The following is a 21,045-nucleotide window of genomic DNA, read 5'->3' on the forward strand; positions in this document are numbered from 1 at the left end:
CTAAACCAGCTCGACGGTCGTCCGCGCCAGCGGACACCGCGCCAGCCCGCGGTCCCGCGTGAGTAACGGACAGCCGAGTCCCTCGGCCAGCGCCAGATAAGCTGCATCATACGCGCTGAGCGCGTCTCTCAGCTCCCATATGCGGTCGCGCAGCGCCAGATGACCATGCCGCCGGAAGCGCATCGCGTCCAGTTGTGTCCATGCTAGAGCGGCACTCGCGTCACTCGCTTCTCCCCGGCGGACGATGCGACGCAGCGCTTGCATTACCTCCAGATCAAGCAGGTGCGGCACATGCACTTTCTGCTGCCTCCCGGTCACCCGGCTTACGGTCACCGGCTCGAGGCGCAGCAGCAGCAAATCGACGGCCACCGACGCGTCCAGGACGATCAATGGCTGTCCCGGTCCGCACGAATAATTTCCGCCGTCGAAAAATTGCCGGTAACCGGCGTCAATCGCCGCAGCCGCTCCCGTATTTCCGACTCGGTGGGCGTGTTCGCAATCTCCACCAGTTCCTCTCGCAGGTATTGCGCCAGCGACTGGCCCTTTTCCGCCGCACGTATGCGCAGCTTGCGATGAAGCGATTCCGGCACGTCCCGGATTTGAATGATGCGTTGCATGCAGGTAGTATACCGTGCATGCAAATGGCTAAAACAGGATTTCCGCCACCAACTGGATTGCGCGCGGGCCGCCGTCCCCGAAGTAGGGATTGAACACGTCCGGCGTGCTCGTGAGCCGGTAGCCGGAGCCGAAAATGGTCGACGGCGAGGCGAAGTTGGGGTGATTGAAGGCATTGAACAGTTCCGCCCGCAGCCGCAGCGTGCGGTCGCCGGCAAACGCCGTGGTCTTCACCAGCGAGAGATCGAAGTTGTTGCGCCCCGGCCCGTAGAAGGTATTGCGCCCTAGATCGCCGTACGTCCCCGGCGCGGGCAGCGCGAACGCCGCCGGGTTCAGATACGACCCGGTCGGATTGAACGGCGCCTTCGGATCGCCCACCAGCTTGGGCCGGTCGCGGAACTCGCCCGTTCCCGAGTTATCGCTCGCCAGCATCACCGTAAACGGTGATCCCGACCCAAACGTCGTGATGCCGTTGACCTGCCAGCCCGATAGCACCGTCCGCAACGCCCCCGGTCCTGCCGTGAACGCGGGCAGAAGATACGCGTACGTCAGGCTCAGGTGTTGCCGCTGGTCGAAATTCGACGGCCCGTAATCGAGCCCCAGGTTGTGGCTGTCCTGCGGCAGCCCGCCGCTGTAGCCGCCCGCGCCCGAGCTGTCGTCGAGCGATTTCGCCCAGGTGTAGGACACCTGCACATGCACGCCCGCGAAGCCGTTCAGCCGCGACGAGACCTGCAGGCTGTTGTAATTCGAGTGCGCCGCCGCCGTCAGGATATTGATCACGCGAAAGTCCGGATACGTCGCTGCAAACGGCCGCCGCGCCTGCTCCTCCGCCGTGCCCGCCGCGCCCGGCGTGGGTTGGTTGGCATCCAGCACCACTGGCAGCCGTGTCCCGCGGCTGCCGTAGTAGGCGACGGTCAGCGAATTGCCGGTTCCGACGGCCTGCTCCAGCGCTACGTGGTAGACCTGCACGCGCGGGTCAGGAAAATTTTGCTCGACCCCAAACACATCAAACGGCGGCTGCGCCACCGCGCCGCCAAAAATAGCGACGCCCGGCCCAAAGGGAATCGGCGCCGCCGGGGTCACCGAAAAAATCGCGCTCGACCCAATCGGGTTATACACTGGCCCCGCCACCAGCGAGTTCGAAGTCGAGTCCTGCATGTATTGGTCCAGCGCCGCCGGATCAAAATACAATCCCCATCCCGCCCGCCAGATGCGCCCACCGCGTCCATGCACCGCCACCGCCGCGCGCGGGGAAAAATCCCAGGCGTTCGGCTGATACAGCGTCGCCAGCCCGCTCGCACCCACCGGCACCAGCCCCGCGCTGGGCAGGAAGTTGCTCAAATGCCCCTCGGTGACATACGGCACCCCGAAGCGGTCATAGCGCACCCCTGCGGTAACCTGCACCGCCCGGCTGAGCTGCCACTGATCCTGCGCGAACGCCCCCCAGCGCTTTTGCCGCATGTAGCGCTGCCCGTTGCCGCGCGCAATCGCGGTCGCCCCCGGCGCCGGCAGCCCCGCCAGCAGATCCACCAGCGAGGCAGTGCCAAAATTCTGCGAGAGCGTATCCCCGAGCTGCGACCCGTTGAACACCAGTAGCCCGCGGAAGCCGTTGTCCACGAACGCGTTCTCCTGAATCGCCGTGTATTCGCCCCCGAAGCTCCACTGCTGCCCGCCCGCCAGGTGCTGCGCGCTCGCCGCAAAGTCGTACACGTCGCTCACCCGTCCGCGCGGCAGCCCCGTCGAAGCGCCCAGGTTCTCGTAAAATCCCGGCGCGATGTCGATCTCCGGCAGCCCGCTGTCGCGCCCCGAGGCGCCGGTGTTCAGTCCAAGGCTCGCGGGGTTGAATCCCGCATCGCCCGGCGCCGTGGTCTCGAAAAAGCGCGAGTACCCCGCCCGCGCGTGTTCCGTCCAGGCGCCGCCGTCGGCCCGCGTCGCCTCCAGGGACAGCAGTTGCACCCGCGTCGGCGACACCACGCTATACGCCGGCAGCCGCGATCCGCTCGTCTCGCCCAGGTGCCCTTGCGGAAACGTCTGTCCGTTGTCGCCCAAAATATAGGTCGCCGCCAGCTTCGTATGCACACCCACCGCGTGGTCACCCTTGAGCACCATGGTGTTGCCGTTGTTCAGCCCCAGCACGGAAAAACTCAGCGGTCCTGTCCCCAGCCCCGCCGGATACTGCTTCAGGATCGTCAGCGCCAGCGGATTCACGCTCCGTCCCGACTGCTGCACCAGCGCGCTCGCCGTCGCGATCTCGCCCGCCGTCGGCAGCCGCGACGCGTACGTCACCCCCACTGCCTCCCGCTGCGCCTCCACCGACGCAAACCCAAACCCGCCGATGCCCGGCAGCGGCCCGCCCACGGTAAATCCAAACTGGTTATTCCGGAACGCCTGCCGTGGCCGGCCGAAGAAGTTGTTATAGAAGTTATTGGCCGCCAGTTTGTCGTTGTCGAAGTACTCAAACAGTGACCCGTGCAGTTGCGCCGTACCCGACCGCAGCGTCGTGGTCAGCACCGCGCCCGAAGGCGTGTACACCGCCCCGGGGTTGGTGACCACGTGAATCTGATCCACCGCCCCCAGCGGAATCAGCACCGCCGGTGCCCCAAACGCCCCGCCCTGCCCGATCGCCTCCTGCTGCCGGAACGGATCCAGGTCATTGGTCCCGCTTACCAGGTAAGTGTTGTACTCCGACCGGTTCCCGTTCACCGAAAACGATCCCGCCGTCCCACCCGTCGCCCCCGTCCCCGGCACCAGCGTGTCCAGCTCGCTCGCCGCCTGCCCCCGCAGCGGCAGCGTATTTACTTGCTCGGTATGCCCGCTCGCCCCCGCCGCCGCCGCGACCGCATGTGCCACTTCCACCCGCTGTTGGTGCACGCCCCAGATGACGGTCAGCGTGTCCCCCGCCCGCAGCGTCAGCGCCGCCGACCCCAGCGGCTTCGCCCCCGCCCGCGCCGCCTCCAGCGTCCACACCCCCGCCGTCAACTCGACCTGAAACGCCCCATCGGCCGCGGTCACTGCACTCACCCGCTGCTCCCCCTGCCGCATCGCGACGGTCACCGCCCCGATCCCCTGTCCGCGCCCGTTCTCGACGTGTCCCCGCAGCGTAAACCCCTGCGCCGCCGCCGCGCCCGCCCCCAGCCCCAGCAGCAGCGCCAGCGCCAGCCCACGCCTCGCCCCCCGCCAGGCACACACCCCCGCCGACACACAGACCTCAGTTTTGTTCATTTGTTACTCGCAGTGAGCTCGCCAAAGAAAGTTGCAGTACCGAGTTCCCCCATTATACGTTCGCGCTTCCGCGCAGAACAATACGACGCGGCTGCAACGGACGCAAAACTTGCGTCCGCCGCTAACGCGCGTTAGGATCAAGCGCAATGGACACAATCTCGCGCACCGCCCGCAGCCGCAACATGGCGCGAATCCGCAGCAAAGATACCCAGCCCGAACTCGCAGTCCGCAGCGCCGCCCACCGCCTCGGCTACCGCTTCCGCCTGCACCGCCACGACCTTCCCGGCACGCCCGACCTCGTCTTTCCAGGCTTGCGCAAGGCAATCTTCGTCCACGGTTGCTTCTGGCATTGTCACGCGCGCTGCGTTGACGGAAGATTCCCCAAGTCCCGCAAAAGCTACTGGACGCCAAAGCTCCTCGGCAATCAGCTCCGCGACCGCCGCAATGCACGGCGCCTCCGCGAACAAGGCTGGAGCGTCTCCGTCATCTGGGAATGTGAAACCGCACGATCACGGAGACTTGAGCACCGCCTCCAGGGCGTCCTCTCCCGCGCCGAGTCGCGCAGGCACCCCAAGGTCCGCTAGCTCGGGCCCCGGCCGCGCCCGGTCCCCGAGCCAGCCACAGTCCCCCCGTACATCGCACCCCCGCACCCTACTTTTGGCTGGCCTATGGTGGGCCTTTCGTGTAATCCTGCGTTCAAGTATGCTGGCCAGCTCCGAAAACGCAGCACCCACAACAATCGACTTGTTTTGCGGCGCAGGCGGGATAACCGAGGGGTTCCGTCAGGCCCGGTTCCGGTGCCTTTACGCGAACGACATCAATGAAGTAGCTATCTCGACATTCCGCGCAAACCACCCTGAGGTCTGGGCCGAGAGCAGACCCGTTGAGGCGGTTGATCCGGCCGCGGTTAGGCGCGCCCTGCGCTTGATGCGCGGCGAGCTCTCCGTGCTTGTGGGTGGTCCACCCTGCCAAGGGTTCTCGATCAATGCGCCTGAGCGGTTCCTCGGCGACCCACGAAACGCCCTGTTTGCACACTTCATCCGCTTCATCGACGAGTTCTCCCCGCAGACTTTCGTCTTCGAAAACGTGCCGGGGATGCTCTCGCTTGCGCAGGGCAAGATCTTCGAGAGGATCATCGCCGAGTTCCAACAGCGGCATTACGCGGTATCGACCCAAATCCTCTTCGCTGCACACTACGGAGTGCCACAGCAGCGCTGGCGCCTGATCATCTTAGGTGCGCGCCCCGGCCCTGCCCCCGCCCCTCCAATGCCAACTCATTTCGCAGTTGCACGCGCTAATTTCAAAGGCGGTCGCACCATGACCCTAAGGCCGCTCCCATTGGAGGAACAGACCCTCCCCCCTGCCGTCACCGTGCGTGATGCAATCTCGGACCTTCCACGGTTGCGGATGGGCCAGGGCGCTGAAGTGGTCCAGTATGACCAACCTGCTCAGAGCGAGTACGCAATATCTCTACGCAACGGTGGGGGAGGGACGTTTAATCACTTCGCAGCACGCCTGTCATCGCAGAACGCGCGCCGTCTGCGCTACGTCAAACCGGGCGGCTCCTGGCGGGACATCCCCTTCGAGCTGCTGCCCAAGGGAATGCAGAAGGCGCGGAAGTCCGATCACACGCGGCGGTACGGCCGCTTGCGTCACGACGGCTTGGCTGGGACCATCATGACTAAATGCGACCCGCACTGGGGCGCTGTCTTCCTTCCCGACCAGGACCGGGCACTCACCGTGAGGGAGGCAGCACGCCTGCAATCCTTCCCCGACACGTACCGGTTCCTCGGCTCCCGTGTGGCTCAATACGAGCAGGTCGGCAATGCGGTGCCCCCGTTGTTGGCACGCGCAATTGCCGGGGCCCTCGCCGACCGCTTTGCCAAAGCCCGGCGTCGCGCGAAGGCGAGCTGATGGCACTGAAGATAGTCGAATTCTTCGGCTACGACCCAGCGGACCGATCCCCGGCCGCACTCTCGGGGAGATCCAGGCTTTGGTGCCCCTTTCTGGATGGAAGATGCGAGAAGACGCTCAGCGACGGCGCCCCCAGCGGTGCATGCACCGTCCGCCAGACCCGTCCAGACCCGGTGATTTGCTGCCCGTTCCGGCTGTACGGCAGCTCCTACCGAGTCCTACGAGATATTGTGGAAGGTGCCTTCGGCCCCGGACTCGACCTCCTCCCGGCTGGCGCTGCCGCAACCGTTCCCCGTCGCGTGGTCGCGGTCTTCGGCAAGCATTGGGGCAAGGAGTTGAGACTGCCCCAGCGTCGGGGCGGCGGAAATTACTTTGTCGACTGGATCCTTGCCCTATTGTCGCCCGGCGGAGTTCTGGAAGAGTTCGTCGCAGTCGAGGTCCAAGCAATCGACACAACCGGTAATTATCGCGACCAGCGGTCCGCGCTTCTTAAGGAAGAGGAGTTCCCTGGAATGAGTAAAGCCGGCTTGAACTGGGAGAATGTCGCAAAGCGAATTCTCCCCCAGCTAATCTATAAGGGACACGTCCTCAGGCGCGAACCGTTATGCCAAAAGGGGCTTTTCTTCGTCTGCCCCACCCCGGTTTACCAGCGCATTCGCGAGCGGCTCGGCGGCAATCTGTTGGAGTACGCTCCCCAACCTGGCGCACTGACCTTCCGCTGGTATGACCTCGGCTGCACCGAACCGCCCGGCACGTTGCGAGTGATCATCCCAGCCGGGCAGATCACCACGACTGTCGATCAGGTCGCTCTGGCGTTCACATCCCCCTCCAATCTCCCGCCATCGCGCGTCTACGAACAAGCCATCATGACCGAAATCGGCAAAAATGGCTAGCTAGGCACCGACACCGGCTCCGCGAGCGGGGCGTTAAAATGTTTCATGGCGGAAAAGCGCCGCAAGACGCTCCGGCTCGACCCCGATCTCCTCAAAACCGTCCGCAAAATGTACGGGGCACGAACCGACGGAGACGCCGTCACGAAGGTCCTGGAGGAGTTTCTGGCAAGCCGCAAGCTCGAGGCTGCGCTCAAGAAGCAGCGGCCAAATCCGCAAACACAAACCCCGCGCGCTCGACCACCTCGCCCGCGCGCACCGCGATAGGCGCCGCGAACATCGGCCCCGCGGTCACGCAGGTGTGAAACTCGCCGTTTTCCCCGCACGGATCCACCTCCACCGGTAGCTCGGCCAGCAGCGCTCGATCCCAGCGCCGCCCGACAAAGCGCGCGTCCAGCTTGCGCGGATCGACGCACACAATCCAGCTCTCGATCCCCGCCGCCAGCATCTCCTCCGCCAGCGCCCGCGTCGGCCGCTCCCACAGCGGAAAAATCCCTTTCATCCCCGCCCGTGCCAAATTCGCTTCGCGATAGGCGCGAATATCTTCCAGAAACAAATCCCCGAAAATTACGTGCCGGATGCCCTGCGCCTTCAGCCCCTCGCACGCCGCCGCCATCCGCTCCTCGTAAATCTCATTGCTGCACGGACTCGGCAGCGGAATCTCCAGCGCCGGCAGTCCCAGCGCAGCAATCTGCCGCCGCAGCAGCGCGTGCCGCACCCCGTGCATCGCCACGCGGTCGTAGACTTCGTTGAGCGTAGTCAGCACACCGACAATATCGGCCAGCCCCAGCCGCCGCGCCTCGCACAGCGCAAACGCGCAGTCCTTGCCCGAACTCCAGGAAACGTAAGCCTTAGGCAGCTTCTCGTGCGGCATAATTCAAATCTCCGGGAGGGGTGAGGTGCAAGCGCCGCAAGGACACAAGGAGCGAGGGCGAGGGAGCGTACACGGAAGTACGGCAACAGGCGCCAGTGGCGCCTGTGCGAGCCTGAGCGCCTGAGGACGCCGCGCCGCGCCGCATATCGCCCCGACCCTCCTTACGCAGTGGCATCGGCCAGCAGCGTCACCTTATCGCCCAGCACCTCAAAAAACCCGCCGGTCACCTCGACGCTTTGCTCGCCACCGGCGACGGCCTCATACCGCACCGTCCCCTTGCCCAGCTCCCCCAGCGTGGGCGCATGCTCCGGCAGCGCGCGCATCTCGCCGCTCGTCGCCGGAATCTCCACCCAGCGCGCCTCGGCAGAAAACACCAGCTTCTGCGGCGTCACCAGCACCAGCTTGAGCGTCTCGGCCATCGCCTACTTTGCGCCCTTCTGCAGCTCTTCGGCCTTCTTGTACACGTCCTCCAGCGTCCCCTGCATATAGAACGCCTGCTCCGGCACTTCGTCCAGGCCGCCCTCGACGATCTTCTTGAACCCGGCAATCGTGTCCGCCAGCTTGACGTACTTGCCTTCCAAGCCGGTAAACTGCTCCGCCACGAAGAACGGCTGCGACAGATACTGCTGCACCTTGCGCGCCCGCGCCACCGTCAGCCGGTCCTCTTCGCTCAGCTCCTCAATGCCCAGAATGGCGATGATGTCCTGCAGGTCTTTGTACTTCTGCAAGACCTGCTTCACCTTCTGCGCCACGCCGTAATGCTCGGCCCCGATGATGCGTGGATCGAGAATACGCGACGACGACGCCAGCGGATCCACCGCCGGATAAATACCCATTTCCGAAATCGCGCGGCTCAGGTTCGTGGTCGCATCCAGGTGAGCGAACGTGGTGGCCGGCGCCGGATCGGTATAGTCATCGGCAGGCACATAAATCGCCTGCACCGACGTGATCGATCCGTTCTTGGTCGAAGTGATCCGTTCCTCCAGTTCGCCCATTTCCGTGGCCAGGTTGGGCTGGTAGCCCACCGCCGAAGGCATGCGCCCCAGCAGCGCTGACACTTCCGAGCCCGCCTGCGTGAACCGGAAAATGTTGTCGATGAAAAGCAGCACGTCCTGGTTTTCGACGTCGCGGAAATATTCGGCGACCGTCAGCCCCGTCAGTCCCACCCGCAGCCGCGCGCCCGGCGGCTCCGTCATCTGTCCGTAGATCAGCGCCGCCTTGCTCTTCGCCGAATCACCGGGGTGAATCACGCCTGACTCCGACATCTCCAGCCACAGGTCGTTGCCCTCGCGCGTGCGCTCGCCCACGCCCGTGAACACCGATACCCCGCCGTGCTTGGTGGCGATGTTGTTGATCAGCTCCATGATGATGACCGTCTTGCCCACGCCCGCGCCGCCGAAGAGGCCAATCTTGCCGCCGCGCAGGTACGGCTCCAGCAAGTCAATCACCTTGATGCCGGTCTCGAACATCTGCAGCTCGGTCGACTGCTCCTCCAGCGACGGCGCCGGCCGCCGGATGGGCGAGCGCAGCTCCGTCTGAATCGGCCCCAGCTTGTCCACCGGCTCCCCGATGACGTTCATCACCCGCCCCAGGCAGGCGTTGCCCACCGGCACCATGATCGGCCCGCCCGTGTCGATCGCCTCCATGCCGCGCACCAATCCCTCGGTCGCTTCCATGGCGATGCACTTTACCCGCCCTTCGCCCAGGTGCTGCTGCACCTCGACGGTAATGCTCATCGGGTTGGGCACGTCGAAGCCCTTCGAGGTCACGCGCAGCGCCTGGTTGATCGGCGGCAGCGACCCTTCCGGAAATTGGCAGACGATGACCGGACCCGTGATCTCAATCACGTGTCCGACGTTGGTGGCAGTTGCAGTTGGTGTGGCCATGCGAAAAATTCCGTCTTATCCCAGCGCGCTCGCCCCGCTCACCACCTCGATGATTTCCTTGGTGATGGCGGCCTGGCGCACGCGGTTCATATGCAAAGTCAAAGAGTCGATCAAATCCCCGGCGTTGCTCGTCGCCGCTTCCATGGCGTTCATGCGCGCCGCATGCTCACTCGCCAGCGACTCCAGCAAGGAGCGGTAAATTTGCGTTTCAATCGCGCGCGGCAGCAGCGCACCGATAAGCTGCGCCGGCGCCGTCTCAAAAATGTAGTCCCGCATCTCCCCCGCCGCTTTCGCTTCCGGCAGCGCGAAGGGCAGCAACCGCCGCGTCACCACGACCTGCTGCAACACCGACTTGAATTCATTCCCGATCACCAGCACTTCGTCCACTGTGCCGGTCGCAAACGCGCGCATCGCCTCGGCGGCAATCTGCCGCGCCGCCTCGTGCTGAATCGCATGCGCGAACAGGCCCACATGCTCGGCCAGCATCGGTGCATGGTGCCGTTTGAAGGCGTCCCGCCCCTTGCGCCCCACGCACAAATAACGGTTCTCGACGCCCGCCCCCTCCGCCTGTGCTGCCGCCACCGCCTTCAGCACGTTGGCGTTGAAGCCGCCCACCATGCCGCTGTCGGTGGTCACGACCACCAGCAGCCGCCGCCGCACGGCGCGCTGGTCGAGCAACTGCCCCAGGTTCCACTCCTCGTCCTCGAGCCGCATATCCGCCAGCTCTTGCGCATCCAGAAAACCCGCCAGCCCCGCCATCAGGCCGTGCAACTGCTCGGCGTAGGGCCGCGCCGCCAGCGCCTGCTCCTGCGCCCGCCGCAGCTTCGCCGCCGACACCATCTTCAGCGCCTGCGTGATCTGCTGCGTGTTGCGCACCGAGCGGATGCGCCGCCGGATGTCGAGAAGGTTCGGCATCCTTACGCTCTCGCCTGCTCCTCGGCCGCAAACCGCTGCTTGGCTTCATCGAGCGCGGCCCGGATCTTCGCCTTCAGCTCGTCGTCCAGCGTCTTCTTCTGTCCCAGCTCGGTCACCAGCCCCGGCTTGGCGTTGTCCAAAAACTCGTACAGCGCCGCCTCGAACGGCCGCACCTGTTCCACCTTCAGGTCGTCCAAGTACCCGTTCGTCGCCGCAAAAATCGCGATCACCTGCTTCTCCACCGGCAGCGGCGAGTACTGATCCTGCTTCAGCAGCTCCACCATCCGCTGCCCGCGCGCCAACTGCGCCGCCGTCGTCTTGTCCAGGTCGCTGCCAAACTGCGCAAACGCCGCCAGCGACCGGTACTGCGCCATCGCCAGCCGCAGCGTGCCCGCCACCTGCTTCATCGCCTTGATCTGCGCGTTGCCGCCCACGCGGCTCACCGATATACCCACGTTGATGGCTGGTCGCACGCCGCTGTTGAACAGATCGCTGTCCAGAAAGATCTGCCCGTCGGTAATCGAAATCACGTTGGTCGGAATGTAGGCGCTCACGTCGCCCGCCTGCGTCTCAATCACCGGCAGCGAGGTCAGCGAGCCGCCGCCCTTTTCCTGGCTCAGCTTGCTGGCGCGCTCCAGCAGCCGCGAGTGCAGGTAAAACACATCGCCCGGATACGCCTCGCGTCCCGGCGGCCGCCGCAGCAGCAGCGAAATCTCGCGGTATGCCGCCGCGTGCTTCGACAAGTCGTCGTAAATCGTCAGCGCATGCCGCTTCGAGTCGCGAAAGTACTCGCCCATCGCGCAGCCCGCGTACGGCGCCAGGTACAGCATCGGCGCCGGATCGCTCGCCGTCGCCGCCACCACGATGGTGTAGTCCATCGCTCCGTAGCGTTCCAGCGTCGCCACCACCTGCGCCACCGTCGAGCGCTTCTGCCCGATGGCAACGTAAATGCAAATCAGGTCCTTGCCCTTCGAGTTCAGAATCGTGTCCAGCGCTACCGCCGTCTTGCCCGTCTGCCGGTCGCCGATGATCAGTTCGCGCTGCCCGCGCCCGATGGGCACCATGGCGTCAATCGCCTTCAGTCCCGTCTGCATCGGCTCTTTCACCGGTGAGCGGTCGAGCACGCCCGGCGCAATGCGCTCGATGGGGTTGAACTGCTCGGTGGCGATGGCGCCTTTGCCGTCAATCGGCTGTCCCAGCGCATTCACCACCCGCCCAATCAGCGCCTCGCCCACCGGCACCGACATGATGCGGTGCGTCCGCTTCACCTGGTCGCCCTCTTTGATCTCGGTGTAGTCGCCCAGCATCACCGCGCCCACCTGGTCTTCTTCCAGGTTCATGGCAATGCCCGCCACCCCGTGCGGAAACTCCACCAGCTCGCCTGCCATGACCTTTTCCAGGCCGTAAATGCGCGCAATGCCATCGCCCACCGACACCACCGAGCCCACCTCGTCCACCGCCATCACGGTGTCGTAGTTCTCGATCTGCGTCCGCAGGATTTCAGAAATTTCGTCAGTGCGAAGGGAAGCCATAATGAGTGGTCAGTGGTCAGTGGTTAGTGGTTAGTTCGTTCGTACCATCGCCGGGCGCCTCGCTAGGCGCTCAGCAGCGCCTGCCGCAGCCGCGCCAGCCGCCCCCGGATGCTGCCGTCGTACACCTGATCCCCCACCTGCGCGCGGAAGCCGCCCACCAGCTCGGGATCGGTGCGATAGCGGGCCCGCAGCTTGCGGCCCAGATGTTTTTCCAGTTCCTTTTCCAGCGCCGCCCGCTCCGCCTCCGACAGCGAGCGCGCGCTCGTTACATCGGCGGTCACAATGCCTTGCTGATCGAGCAGCAGTTGCTCAAACGCCTTCTCAATCCCGGGCACATAGCTGATGCGGTCGCGCTGCGCCGTCACCAGCAGAAAGTTCCGCGTCAGCCGCGCCAGCTTCAGCTTCTGCGCCAGCACATCCAGCAGCTTCTTCTTGCGCTCCCACGGCACCGCCGGACTGGCCAGCACCGCCCGCAGCGGCTGGCTCGCGCTCACCAGCGCCGCCAGCTTCGCCAAATCCGCGCGCATCGGCTCGGCTTCCATATCGCCCTTGGCCACCAGATCGGCCAGCGCGCGCGCGTAACGTTGTTCCACGGCTGCCATAGCGCCTTAGTTGGGCCGCCCGCTGTCGAAGCTCATGCTCGCCAGCGCCGCCCGCACCACCGCCTCGTCTTCTTCCGGCGTCAGCCGCTCGCGGATCTGCTGTCCCGCCAAATCCACCGCCAGCGCCGCCGCCAGTCCCTTCAGTTCTTTTTGCGCCAGCTTCGACGCTGCCTCAATTTCCTGTTTGCCCAGCAGCAGGATACGCTCGGCCTCCCGCCGGCTTTCCTCCACCACACGCGCGTACTCGAGCGCCGCTTCCGCCGCCGCCTCTTTTTCCAGCGCGGCAATCTCGGCCGGCAAATTGGTGATCCGCGTTTCAATCTCCGCCAGCCGCGCTTCCGCCTGCTGGTGCGCCTTCTCCGCGCCCTCAATTTCCTGCCGGATCATCTCCCCGCGCCCGCGCAGCATCATGGGAATATTCCACTTCTTCCCGCCGTACAGCATCTTCCAGAGCAACCACAGCAGCACCAGCAGGTTCAGGCTGAACACCGCCCACCACACGATATCCCGCGCCGCGCCGCTCGGCAGCCACCAGCTCATGCTGCGCATATCCGGCATCGCCTGCACCCACGCCGCCAGCATCATCAAATTCATGCCCCCACCCCCGGCGCCTGATCCAGTTTCGCCGCGGAGTTGCCGCGCAGAACCTTGGCCACAATCTGTTGCGCCAGTCCTTCGGCCGTGGTGCGCAGTTGCGCATGCACTTCGCTCGACTGCTCCGCCAGCCGCTGCCGCGCCTCTACGGTCGCCTGCGCCGCCTGCTGCCGCGCCGTCGCAATCTGCGTCTGCCCTTGCTGCAGGCCCTCCTGCCGCTTGCCCTCGATCAGTTTGTAGTTTTCCAGATGCCGCTGCCGTAGCGAGGCTTCATAGCCGGCCAGCTTCTGCTCCGCCGCTGCCAGAATCCCCTCCGCCGCCGCCTTGCGCCCTTCAATCCGCCCGCTCCGGGCGTCGAGCGTCCGCTGCAAGGGCCGGTACAGCACCCATTTCAGGTAGTATTGCAGCGCCACGAACAGCAGAATCGTCGGAATGCTGCCGAGCAGTAAATTGCCTAACTCCTGAAGAATCTTATCCATGCTTGTACAGTTGTTCTGGATTCGGACAGGGACCCGGGATCCGGATCCAAAAAGGGCATTGGAATCACCTATTTTACTGAAGCCTCGCCGACCGGTCAAGCCGCGCGCCCCGGGCAAAATCCGCCCCGCGCATCGCCTGCCGGCCTTCCGGCCGCACCTCATCCAGCGCCAGGGCGCCCGCGCCGCAGGCCACCATCAGCGCGCCCGCGCGCTCCAAGAGGCAGCCCGGATCCGCCTCGATTCCCGCCACTGGCCGGCAGCGCAGAATCGCAAGCTGCCGGTCGCGAAAGCGCGCATGAATCCCCGGCCAGGGCCGAAACCCCCGCCAGCGGTTGTAGATCGCCTGCGCCGTCCAGCTCCAGTCAATGCGCCCATCCTCGCGCCGCAAGATCGGCGCCAGCGTCGCCCCCTCCGGTTGCGGCCGCGCCTGCACGCTGCCCATCTCCAGACCCGTCAACGTCTCCACCATCAGCTCCGCCCCCAGCGCCGCCAGCCGCAAGCTCAACTCCGGCGCCGTCTCCTCTGGCCCGATCGCCAGCGCCCGTTGCAGCAAAATGTCGCCCGTGTCCAGTCCTGCGTCGATGCGCATCGTTGTCACGCCCGTTTCCGTTTCGCCCTGCGCCAGCGCCCACTGGATCGGCGCCGCCCCGCGAAAGCGCGGCAGCAGCGACGCATGGGCATTGATCGCGCCCCAGCGCGGCAGCCCAAACATCGTCTTCGGCAGCAGTTGCCCAAACGCCACCACCGCCAGCGCATCCGGCCGCTGCGCTTCGAGCCACGCCTGCGCCTCCCCGCCCCGCATCCGCTCCGGCTGATACACCTCGATGCACAGCTTCTCCGCCGCCCGCTTCACCGCCGGCGCCTGCAATTCCCCTTTCCGCCCTGCGGGCCGGTCCGGCTGGCACACCACCGCCGTCACCTTCATGCCTGGTGCCCGCACCAGCGCCTCCAGAGTGGGCACGGCGAAGGCAGGAGTTCCGAGAAATACGATCCGCACGGGTCTATGATAAGAGCATGGCTCGAATCGTTCACTGTGTGAAGCTGGGCCGCGACTTGCCCGGCCTCGAAGAACCACCTTGGCCCGGCGATTTAGGCCAGCGCATTTTCGAAAACGTCTCCGCCGAAGCCTGGGTCCTCTGGAAAGAACACGCCAAGATGGTCATGAACGAATACCGCCTCGCTCCCTGGACCCCCGAGGCCCAAAAACTCATTCAGGAACAACTCGAGCAGTTCTTTTTCGGCGAAGGCGCCGCCCTTCCGCCCGGCTTCGTTCCCGTCCCCACCAAAGCCAAGTAGCGGAGCTGGGGCGTGGGGCCCCCGGCGCAGCGGATCTGCGGCCTTGAGGAGCGGGCCGCGCGGCGCAGCCGCGCTGGGCGCCCGCGATCTATCAAAGCCCAGTTCTTCTTCGGCGAAGGCACCGCCCTTCCGCCCGGCTTCGTCCCCGTCCCCACCAAAGCCAAGTAGCGGAGCTGGGGCGTGGGGCCCCCGGCGCAGCGGATCCGCGGCCTTGAGGAGCGGGCCGCGCGGCGCAGCCGCGCTGGGCGCCCGCGATCTATCAAAGCCCAGTTTTTCTTCGGCGAAGGCGCCGCCCTCCCCCCCGGCTTCGTCCCCGTCCCCACCAAAGCCAAATAGCTTTCAGCAGTCAGCCATCAGCGTTGCCGAGCCGCACCCGCAGGCGCCCCGTCCGACTGATCACTGAAAACTGATTACTGACAACTCTCTACAGTACTGGCAGCGCTTCCCGCATATACACCCCCAACTCCGCGTGCGCATCGCGTAACGCCTTCTCCGCCCCCTTCGCCGTCACCGACCGCACAAAAATGAATCCCAGGTAGCTGCATGCCTCCGGCAGTGCCAGCAGCGGTTCGCCCAGCTTCGCGGTAATTTCGATCGCCTCCACGCCCGGCACCTGGCGTGCTTTCTCGATCCCGTCAATGTGGTCGAGCACGCCCGAGCGCGGAATCGGAATCATCATCACCCCCACCGCCCGCTCTTCCCGCTGCCACGATCCCACCGGCTCGCCCAGCGCGCCCCGGATCAGCAGTTCCTCCAGCGAGATCAGCCGCCCATCCGGCCCCATCCCTGCTTCGCGCCGGAAGCGCAGCGCCCGCCCGCACAGTCCGCCGATCGAGCGCGGCGCCACCTCCAGCACATACGCAGTGTCGCCGTCCAGCCGGATTTCCGCATGAATTGGCCCCGGTCCCAGCCCTGCCGCCCGCGCCGCCGCTTCCACCATGTCCCAGATCAGCGCCCGCTGCTCCAGCGCGAGCTGCGACGGCGTGACGTACACCGTCTCCTCGAAAAACGGTCCCTCCAGCCGGTCCGGCTTGTCGAACAGCGCAAAGCGCCGCAGCTCGCCCGTCGCCATCCAGCCATCCAGCGCGTACTCGGTCCCGGGAATATAGCCTTCCGCCAGAATCCAGTCCCCGCCCGGATCGCGCCACTGCCGGATGCTGGGGTCGATCAATATCTGCCGGATGCGCTCAAATGCCGCCGCAAACTCTTCCGCGTTATTCGCCCGGATCACCCCCCGGCTGCCCGACAAAATCGCCGGCTTCAGCACGCACGGATACTTCACCGCCGCCGCGGCAACTGCCGGTACGGTATCCAGCTTGAATTTCTGTACCCACGGCGTCGGCAGGTCTGCCGCCTTCATCGCCTCCCGGAACGCCAGCTTGTCGTGGCACAACACCGCCGCTGCCGCAGGATGAAACGGCAGCTTCAGCCCTTCCGCCACCTTCGCCGCCATCACCGCCGCCCGGTCCCCCGAGGCCACAATCCCGGCGAACGGCCCTCGCGCCCGCAGCGCCTCCAGCGCCCCTTTCACATCATTGAACTTGATCGCTACCGCGTGATCGCCCCACGGATCCAGCAGCTTGTCGCAGCGGTCCGTGCCTAGCGCCAACTCCACCCCCAGCGCCTCGGCCGCCTTGCGAAAGCTTTCCGTCTGATAGCCCGTCGTCGTCGCGACCAGCAGCACCCGCCGCCCAGAAGCCATAAGACCACGCTATCACTTTTCCCCTGACTCGCTTTTTGCGTACCCCAAGCGTCGCCTCCGTTTCTAGCAGCCCCACTCCACCTGGCGCCGCGCGCATCCCGCGGACACAACCCGCTCTCGGCGCACGCACCGTGCGTCTGCCACGCGCCCAGGTGAACGCGCGCTCTAGCTTGCCGGAGCCGCCGTCGCCGGCCCCACCGGCTGCGCGCAGTGCGCGCACCGCCGCGCCTCCACCGGAATGTCGCTCAGGCACTCCGGGCACTTCTTGGTCGTCGGTGGCGTGTCCGCCGCCGGCCCGTGCAGCCGCCGCAGCATGGAGTTCATCGGTGCGACCACAAAGAAATACACCGCCGCCCCGATCAGGATGAAGGCAATGAGAGCGTTGATGAACAGCCCGTACGTGATGTTGCTGTTGTTCAGCACCAGGTGAAACCGGGAGAAATCCGGCTTCCCCACGATCGCTGCAATCAGCGGCGTCAGGATGTCCTTCGTCAGCGAGGTGATGACAGCGCCAAACGCGGCGCCGATCACCACCGCCACCGCCAGATCAACCACATTGCCTTTGAAGATAAAAGCGCGAAATTCTTTCCACATGCGCTCTATCTTGCCGCAAGTTGGATTACGCCGGTGCGGATGGGTTGCGCCGGCGCGGTCTGGATGCCGGCGGCGCTGGCGCGCTCGCCTCCCGTTGGTCCGTTTCTGGCACTACGAACGTATCACCCCTTGGCTCGCGCCATGGCTGCACCCGCAGTTCCGCCGCGCTCACCTCTTCCACCCCGTCCACCCCACAAATCGCCGCCATCAGCCGTTCCCGCTGCTCGGCCTCGCGCACGTACCCATGCAGATAAATCGTGTGTCCGACGGCGTTTAGATTGATATGCGGCAGCAGCTCGGCGAACTCGCGCCCGATGGCGGTATGCACCTGGTCGGTCAGCGTATTCGCGTCCACGTAATGCTCGCGCCCGCTCCAGACCTCCCGTAATTCGGCCACCCCCCCTTGCACCCGGTTCTCAAGATCGCGTCCGCGCTTGCGCATCCGCCGGACACTGGCGCGATACCAATGGCCCATTTTTTGTCGCGCCTGGTTCCGCGTCCAGCCCCCGCGGTGCGGCGCCGTCATCCAGCCGATCGCCGTCCCCGCTGCCACTCCTCCCGCTAGCCACAGAAAACCACTCCCGCCTCGCCGCCTCTTCATGACGCATTTAGATGCGCCTATCGCGGACATCGGCGGCATCGCCCCGCGCTTCCGGGCAATTCTGCCTAGCTGACTAGCTGACTAGCTGACCCGCTGACTAGCTTATTCCCGGCTGCTGACGCTCACCGTCCCCAGGTTCGCCTTCTGCAGTTGCTCGTTCAGCGCCACCAGGTCATGCGTCTTGAGCTGGTTCCACTTCGCCAGCTCCGCCTCCGCCATCACGTTGGCCTTGGCGAAGCCCTGCCGCACGGTTTCGTAGGGAGCGTCGTAGCCGTTGTGCGCCGCGCCGGCAAGCTGCCGCAGGATGCCCTCCAGCCCCGTCAGGCTGGTCGGCGCCGGCACCGCATCGCCTTCTCCCGATGCATCCGGATTCGGCGACGCCGCTGCAAACCCCTCGATCGCATGGGCCTTCTCACTCAGCGCCGCGATCGACGCCGCCAGCGTGCTGTTGTCGCCCGCCTGCGCCGCAAGCCGGGTCAGCTTGGCATACACCGCGCCCGCTTCACGCCGCGCCGCCGAAACCTTGCTCTGCACCGCCTGAATCTGGTCCGCAAGCTGCGCCTGCGCCGCCATCGCCGCCGCCGAGTAGTGAACCCCGGGCCCGGCCGTCACCACCAGCGGCTGCGTGTATTGATGTCCGTTCGCCGTCAGCCGCACGGTGTACGCGCCCGGCGCCGCCGGCGTGCCGCCGCTGCCAAAGAAGCGCGCGAAGAATCCGCCCCGCCCGCCGCCTGGGCCGGCGCCCGGCTTCACCTCACGCAAATCCCAGCTCCACTCGTGCGACCCCGCCGCTGCGCTCAGCACCGGCAGCGCCGCCGCAAACTCCGGCGCCACCGTCAACGTGTTCGGGTCTACATGGAACACCGGCTCCGCGCTGCTGTAATGCCGCACCACGGTGCCGGCGCGATTCAGGATATCGAGCGTTACCGGCCCGCTGTCCGACTGCAAATAGTAATGAATCACCGCGCCGGAGGGCGGCGCCGCCGCCGACACCACCAGCATCGGATCCAGGTTCGCGGTCTCCTGCGGCGTATTCGCCCCGCCGTAAGAGCGGTGGCTCCCGGCCGCCAGCTCCGCCGGCTCCGGCTTGTACAGCACCGCTGCCGCGTCGTTCATCGACGCCCGCGCCTGTCGCAGCGGACTGATGTCGTCCAGCGTCCAGTACGAGCGCCCGAACGTGGCGATCACCAGCGATTTGCCGTGGAACGCAAACCCGCGAATCTCCACCGGCGGCATGTTCAGCCGCAGGGACTGCCACTGCGTGCCGTCGTCGAACGACACATACACGCCCAGGTTGGTGCCGCAGAACAGCATCCCCTTGCGCGCCGGATCGGCCGTGAGCGACTGCAGATACTGACCCTCCGGAATCCCGTTCACGATCTTCGTCCACGTCTTTCCGCCGTCCCGTGTGCGGTAAATATAAGGGCGGTTGTCATTCAGCCGGTGCCGGTCGACCGCCGCAAACGCTTCTTCCGGATTCGAATACGACGCCGTCATCTGGATGACCTTGCTCCAGGGCGTCAGCTCCGGCGGCGTCACGTTATGCCACGTCGCGCCGTCGTTCCGCGTCACCTGGATGTAGCCATCGTCGGTTCCCACCCAGATCTCATGCGCCAGCAGCGGCGAAGGCGCAATTGTATAAATCACGCCCCAGCGCGGCCCGTACGCCCGTTCCGCGTAGGTTGTATCTTTGGCCGTCGCCGCATCCAGATTCGCCGGAATCCCCGGATCCTCGCGTGTCAGGTCCGGGCTGATCTTCCGCCATGAATTCCCCCCGTCCACGGTCTGGAATAAGAACTGGTTGGCGAAGAAAAGCTCATGTTTGTCCGCCATCGAGAACGCCACCGGCAGTGTCCACGTCTTCCGGAAGTTCTGCCCCGGATACGCCAGCAGCGGCGATACGTCGTGCCGCTCCCCCGAAGCCGGAGTGCACTTGGCCACCGTCCCGCCGAAAATCTGATCCTTGGCCAGCGGATTCGCCGCGATCCCGCCGCTCTCGCCGGCCGCGCATTCCCCTGCCCATCCCGTGCCGAAAGTCGCGCGCGTGCCGCCCGGCCCCGCGCTCGCCGCCGCGCCGCCGTTGTTGTTGCTGTCCTGCTGCGCCCCGTAGATCCAATAAGGCGAGCGGTTATCGGTGGTGATGTCGTAGATCTCCGCCGTCGGCTGGTTGTTCCACGAACTCCAACTCTTGCCGCCATTCACGGTCACAATCGTGCCCTGATCGCTCGCCAACGCCATATGGCTGGGGTCGCTGGGGTTGATCCAAAGCTGGTGATAATCATCTCCGCCCGGCGCGCCCCGGAACACGGTGAAATTCGCCCCGCCATCGGTCGTCCGGTACACCGACGTGTTGATTGCGAACACCGTGTTTTCATCTTTCGGATCGACGGTGATCGACTCGAAATACCACCCCCGGTTCCAGACCCGTTTGTCGGTGTCCATCAGCTTCCAGGTCGCACCCGCATCATCCGACCGGTAAAATCCGCCCTCTTTCGCGCCCGCATCCACCATCGCGTACACCCGGTTCGAATCCGTCGGCGCCACCGCCACCCCGATCCGTCCCGGATCGGCCGGCAATCCGTCGCTCAAATGCGTCCAGGTGCTGCCGCCATCGGTCGACTTATACAGCCCGCTGCCCGGTTCGTGCGACGACGGATACACCGTCCAGGGCGGACGCCGCGTCGCCCACAGCGCCGCATAAAGCACCTGCGGGTTTTCCGGATCCATCGATAGGTCAATCGCGCCCGTGTTGTCGTCCGTGAACAGCACCTTCGTCCACGTCTGCCCGCCGTCGCTCGAGCGGTACACGCCCCGCTGCGGCGTCGCCGCGTACACGTTCCCCAACGCCGCCACCAGCACCCTGTTCGGATCATGCGGATCCACCACGATCCGCCCAATCTGCTTGGTCTTTTCCAGTCCAATCCGCGTCCACGTCTGGCCGCCATCGCTGGACTTGAACATCCCGGCGCCCTCGGAGAACTGCGACCGCGGATCCGCCTCGCCCGTACCCACGTAGATGATGTTCGGGTCGGACGGTGCCACCGCAATCGCCCCGATCGACGCCACCGGCTCGTGGTCGAAAATCGGCTCCCACGTCGTGCCGTCGTTGTTCGACTTCCACACTCCGCCATCGACCGCGCCCATATAGTAGGTGTCCAGTTGCCCCGCATTCCCTGACACCGCCACCGTGCGCCCGGCGCGGAACGTCCCCGCCATCCGCCATTTCATCCCCGAATACAGCGCCGGGTTCACTGTTTGCGCCGCCGCGGCTACCGCAAAGGCAGCCAGTATCAACAACATCCGTCGCACCATGGTTTGCTCTCCTGGAA

At 65.5% G+C, this 21,045-nt stretch carries 20 protein-coding genes; 4 read left to right on the forward strand and 16 right to left on the reverse strand.

Annotated features, from left to right (window positions below; translation table 11 throughout):
- The 3 genes from EPN33_11740 to EPN33_11750 are packed head-to-tail and all read right to left on the reverse strand — an operon-like array spanning window position 1 to window position 3,837.
- Complete coding sequence (locus EPN33_11740) at window positions 1-390, reverse strand: PIN domain-containing protein (protein TAN21292.1); 390 nt, start codon at window positions 388-390, stop codon at window positions 1-3.
- Window positions 387-617 (reverse strand): toxin-antitoxin system HicB family antitoxin, encoded by a 231-nt coding sequence (locus tag EPN33_11745; GenBank protein ID TAN21293.1) that lies wholly within the window; start codon window positions 615-617, stop codon window positions 387-389. Before EPN33_11745 ends, EPN33_11740 begins: the two co-directional genes overlap by 4 nt.
- A gap of 28 nt (window positions 618-645) precedes the next feature.
- The gene (locus EPN33_11750; GenBank protein TAN21294.1) at window positions 646-3,837 is read right to left on the reverse strand and encodes a hypothetical protein; all 3,192 of its coding nucleotides are present in this window, start codon (window positions 3,835-3,837) and stop codon (window positions 646-648) included.
- A 146-nt stretch (window positions 3,838-3,983) separates the two neighbouring features.
- On the opposite strand from EPN33_11750, the gene vsr reads away from it, so the two are divergent.
- The 3 genes from vsr (at window position 3,984) to EPN33_11765 (ending at window position 6,644) form a co-directional block, all read left to right on the forward strand.
- Window positions 3,984-4,421, forward strand: coding sequence for a DNA mismatch endonuclease Vsr (vsr, locus tag EPN33_11755; GenBank protein TAN21295.1), 438 nt, complete (start codon window positions 3,984-3,986; stop codon window positions 4,419-4,421).
- A gap of 118 nt (window positions 4,422-4,539) precedes the next feature.
- Window positions 4,540-5,751 carry a DNA cytosine methyltransferase gene (locus EPN33_11760; GenBank protein TAN21296.1) on the forward strand — a complete coding sequence of 404 codons (1,212 nt, stop codon included), beginning with the start codon at window positions 4,540-4,542 and terminating at the stop codon, window positions 5,749-5,751.
- Complete coding sequence (locus EPN33_11765; GenBank protein TAN21297.1) at window positions 5,751-6,644, forward strand: hypothetical protein; 894 nt, start codon at window positions 5,751-5,753, stop codon at window positions 6,642-6,644. The genes EPN33_11760 and EPN33_11765 overlap by 1 nt, the downstream gene beginning before the upstream one ends.
- Before the next feature lie 190 nt (window positions 6,645-6,834).
- Here the strand turns inward: EPN33_11765 and EPN33_11770 are convergent, their stop codons facing one another.
- The 9 genes from EPN33_11770 to EPN33_11810 all read right to left on the reverse strand — a co-directional run bounded on the left by EPN33_11770 (window position 6,835) and on the right by EPN33_11810 (window position 14,520).
- Window positions 6,835-7,515, reverse strand: coding sequence for an adenine nucleotide alpha hydrolase (locus EPN33_11770; GenBank protein TAN21298.1), 681 nt, complete (start codon window positions 7,513-7,515; stop codon window positions 6,835-6,837).
- A 161-nt stretch (window positions 7,516-7,676) separates the two neighbouring features.
- Window positions 7,677-7,934, reverse strand: a complete 258-nt coding sequence (locus EPN33_11775; GenBank protein ID TAN21299.1) for a hypothetical protein — start codon at window positions 7,932-7,934, stop codon at window positions 7,677-7,679.
- A 3-nt stretch (window positions 7,935-7,937) separates the two neighbouring features.
- The gene (atpD, locus tag EPN33_11780) at window positions 7,938-9,401 is read right to left on the reverse strand and encodes a F0F1 ATP synthase subunit beta (GenBank protein ID TAN21300.1); all 1,464 of its coding nucleotides are present in this window, start codon (window positions 9,399-9,401) and stop codon (window positions 7,938-7,940) included.
- Window positions 9,402-9,416: 15 nt separating this feature from the next.
- Window positions 9,417-10,316, reverse strand: a complete 900-nt coding sequence (gene atpG / locus EPN33_11785) for an ATP synthase F1 subunit gamma (GenBank protein ID TAN21301.1) — start codon at window positions 10,314-10,316, stop codon at window positions 9,417-9,419.
- 2 nt (window positions 10,317-10,318) lie between these two features.
- Window positions 10,319-11,848, reverse strand: a complete 1,530-nt coding sequence (locus EPN33_11790) for a F0F1 ATP synthase subunit alpha (GenBank protein ID TAN21302.1) — start codon at window positions 11,846-11,848, stop codon at window positions 10,319-10,321.
- A gap of 62 nt (window positions 11,849-11,910) precedes the next feature.
- A complete protein-coding gene (gene atpH, locus EPN33_11795) occupies window positions 11,911-12,450 on the reverse strand; it encodes an ATP synthase F1 subunit delta (protein TAN21303.1) in 540 nt (179 codons plus the stop codon).
- A 6-nt stretch (window positions 12,451-12,456) separates the two neighbouring features.
- Window positions 12,457-13,044: a hypothetical protein gene (locus EPN33_11800; GenBank protein TAN21304.1), complete on the reverse strand. Its 588-nt coding sequence runs from the start codon at window positions 13,042-13,044 to the stop codon at window positions 12,457-12,459.
- Window positions 13,041-13,685 (reverse strand): hypothetical protein, encoded by a 645-nt coding sequence (locus tag EPN33_11805; protein TAN21305.1) that lies wholly within the window; start codon window positions 13,683-13,685, stop codon window positions 13,041-13,043. The genes EPN33_11800 and EPN33_11805 overlap by 4 nt, the downstream gene beginning before the upstream one ends.
- Window positions 13,597-14,520, reverse strand: coding sequence for a methionyl-tRNA formyltransferase (locus tag EPN33_11810; GenBank protein TAN21306.1), 924 nt, complete (start codon window positions 14,518-14,520; stop codon window positions 13,597-13,599). The genes EPN33_11805 and EPN33_11810 overlap by 89 nt, the downstream gene beginning before the upstream one ends.
- 17 nt (window positions 14,521-14,537) lie before the next feature.
- On the opposite strand from EPN33_11810, the gene EPN33_11815 reads away from it, so the two are divergent.
- Complete coding sequence (locus tag EPN33_11815; protein ID TAN21307.1) at window positions 14,538-14,819, forward strand: oxidative damage protection protein; 282 nt, start codon at window positions 14,538-14,540, stop codon at window positions 14,817-14,819.
- 424 nt (window positions 14,820-15,243) lie between these two features.
- On the opposite strand, the gene EPN33_11820 is transcribed toward EPN33_11815, so the two are convergent.
- The 4 genes from EPN33_11820 to EPN33_11835 form a co-directional block, all read right to left on the reverse strand.
- The gene (locus EPN33_11820) at window positions 15,244-16,521 is read right to left on the reverse strand and encodes an ATP-grasp domain-containing protein (protein TAN21308.1); all 1,278 of its coding nucleotides are present in this window, start codon (window positions 16,519-16,521) and stop codon (window positions 15,244-15,246) included.
- 165 nt (window positions 16,522-16,686) lie between these two features.
- Complete coding sequence (gene mscL / locus EPN33_11825) at window positions 16,687-17,115, reverse strand: large conductance mechanosensitive channel protein MscL (GenBank protein TAN21309.1); 429 nt, start codon at window positions 17,113-17,115, stop codon at window positions 16,687-16,689.
- A gap of 25 nt (window positions 17,116-17,140) precedes the next feature.
- Entirely contained in the window at window positions 17,141-17,716 is a 576-nt protein-coding gene (locus EPN33_11830; GenBank protein ID TAN21310.1) for a BON domain-containing protein, read from the reverse strand.
- A gap of 102 nt (window positions 17,717-17,818) precedes the next feature.
- Complete coding sequence (locus tag EPN33_11835) at window positions 17,819-21,028, reverse strand: hypothetical protein (GenBank protein TAN21311.1); 3,210 nt, start codon at window positions 21,026-21,028, stop codon at window positions 17,819-17,821.
- Window positions 21,029-21,045: the final 17 nt, after the last annotated feature.

Source organism: Acidobacteriota bacterium, from assembly GCA_004299485.1.
Taxonomy (GTDB): domain Bacteria; phylum Acidobacteriota; class Terriglobia; order Terriglobales; family SCQP01; genus SCQP01.

What these genes read in the sequence shown, in the direction of transcription:
- EPN33_11745 (TAN21293.1), bottom strand. Translation starts at nt 617, where the DNA reads ATGCAACGCATCATTCAAATCCGGGACGTGCCGGAATCGCTTCATCGC.
- EPN33_11750 (TAN21294.1), bottom strand. Translation starts at nt 3,837, where the DNA reads ATGAACAAAACTGAGGTCTGTGTGTCGGCGGGGGTGTGTGCCTGGCGG.
- vsr (TAN21295.1), top strand. Translation starts at nt 3,984, where the DNA reads ATGGACACAATCTCGCGCACCGCCCGCAGCCGCAACATGGCGCGAATC.
- EPN33_11760 (TAN21296.1), top strand. Translation starts at nt 4,540, where the DNA reads ATGCTGGCCAGCTCCGAAAACGCAGCACCCACAACAATCGACTTGTTT.
- EPN33_11765 (TAN21297.1), top strand. Translation starts at nt 5,751, where the DNA reads ATGGCACTGAAGATAGTCGAATTCTTCGGCTACGACCCAGCGGACCGA.
- EPN33_11770 (TAN21298.1), bottom strand. Translation starts at nt 7,515, where the DNA reads ATGCCGCACGAGAAGCTGCCTAAGGCTTACGTTTCCTGGAGTTCGGGC.
- EPN33_11775 (TAN21299.1), bottom strand. Translation starts at nt 7,934, where the DNA reads ATGGCCGAGACGCTCAAGCTGGTGCTGGTGACGCCGCAGAAGCTGGTG.
- atpD (TAN21300.1), bottom strand. Translation starts at nt 9,401, where the DNA reads ATGGCCACACCAACTGCAACTGCCACCAACGTCGGACACGTGATTGAG.
- atpG (TAN21301.1), bottom strand. Translation starts at nt 10,316, where the DNA reads ATGCCGAACCTTCTCGACATCCGGCGGCGCATCCGCTCGGTGCGCAAC.
- EPN33_11790 (TAN21302.1), bottom strand. Translation starts at nt 11,848, where the DNA reads ATGGCTTCCCTTCGCACTGACGAAATTTCTGAAATCCTGCGGACGCAG.
- atpH (TAN21303.1), bottom strand. Translation starts at nt 12,450, where the DNA reads ATGGCAGCCGTGGAACAACGTTACGCGCGCGCGCTGGCCGATCTGGTG.
- EPN33_11800 (TAN21304.1), bottom strand. Translation starts at nt 13,044, where the DNA reads ATGAATTTGATGATGCTGGCGGCGTGGGTGCAGGCGATGCCGGATATG.
- EPN33_11805 (TAN21305.1), bottom strand. Translation starts at nt 13,685, where the DNA reads ATGAGGTGCGGCCGGAAGGCCGGCAGGCGATGCGCGGGGCGGATTTTG.
- EPN33_11815 (TAN21307.1), top strand. Translation starts at nt 14,538, where the DNA reads ATGGCTCGAATCGTTCACTGTGTGAAGCTGGGCCGCGACTTGCCCGGC.
- EPN33_11820 (TAN21308.1), bottom strand. Translation starts at nt 16,521, where the DNA reads ATGGCTTCTGGGCGGCGGGTGCTGCTGGTCGCGACGACGACGGGCTAT.
- mscL (TAN21309.1), bottom strand. Translation starts at nt 17,115, where the DNA reads ATGTGGAAAGAATTTCGCGCTTTTATCTTCAAAGGCAATGTGGTTGAT.
- EPN33_11830 (TAN21310.1), bottom strand. Translation starts at nt 17,716, where the DNA reads ATGAAGAGGCGGCGAGGCGGGAGTGGTTTTCTGTGGCTAGCGGGAGGA.
- EPN33_11835 (TAN21311.1), bottom strand. Translation starts at nt 21,028, where the DNA reads ATGGTGCGACGGATGTTGTTGATACTGGCTGCCTTTGCGGTAGCCGCG.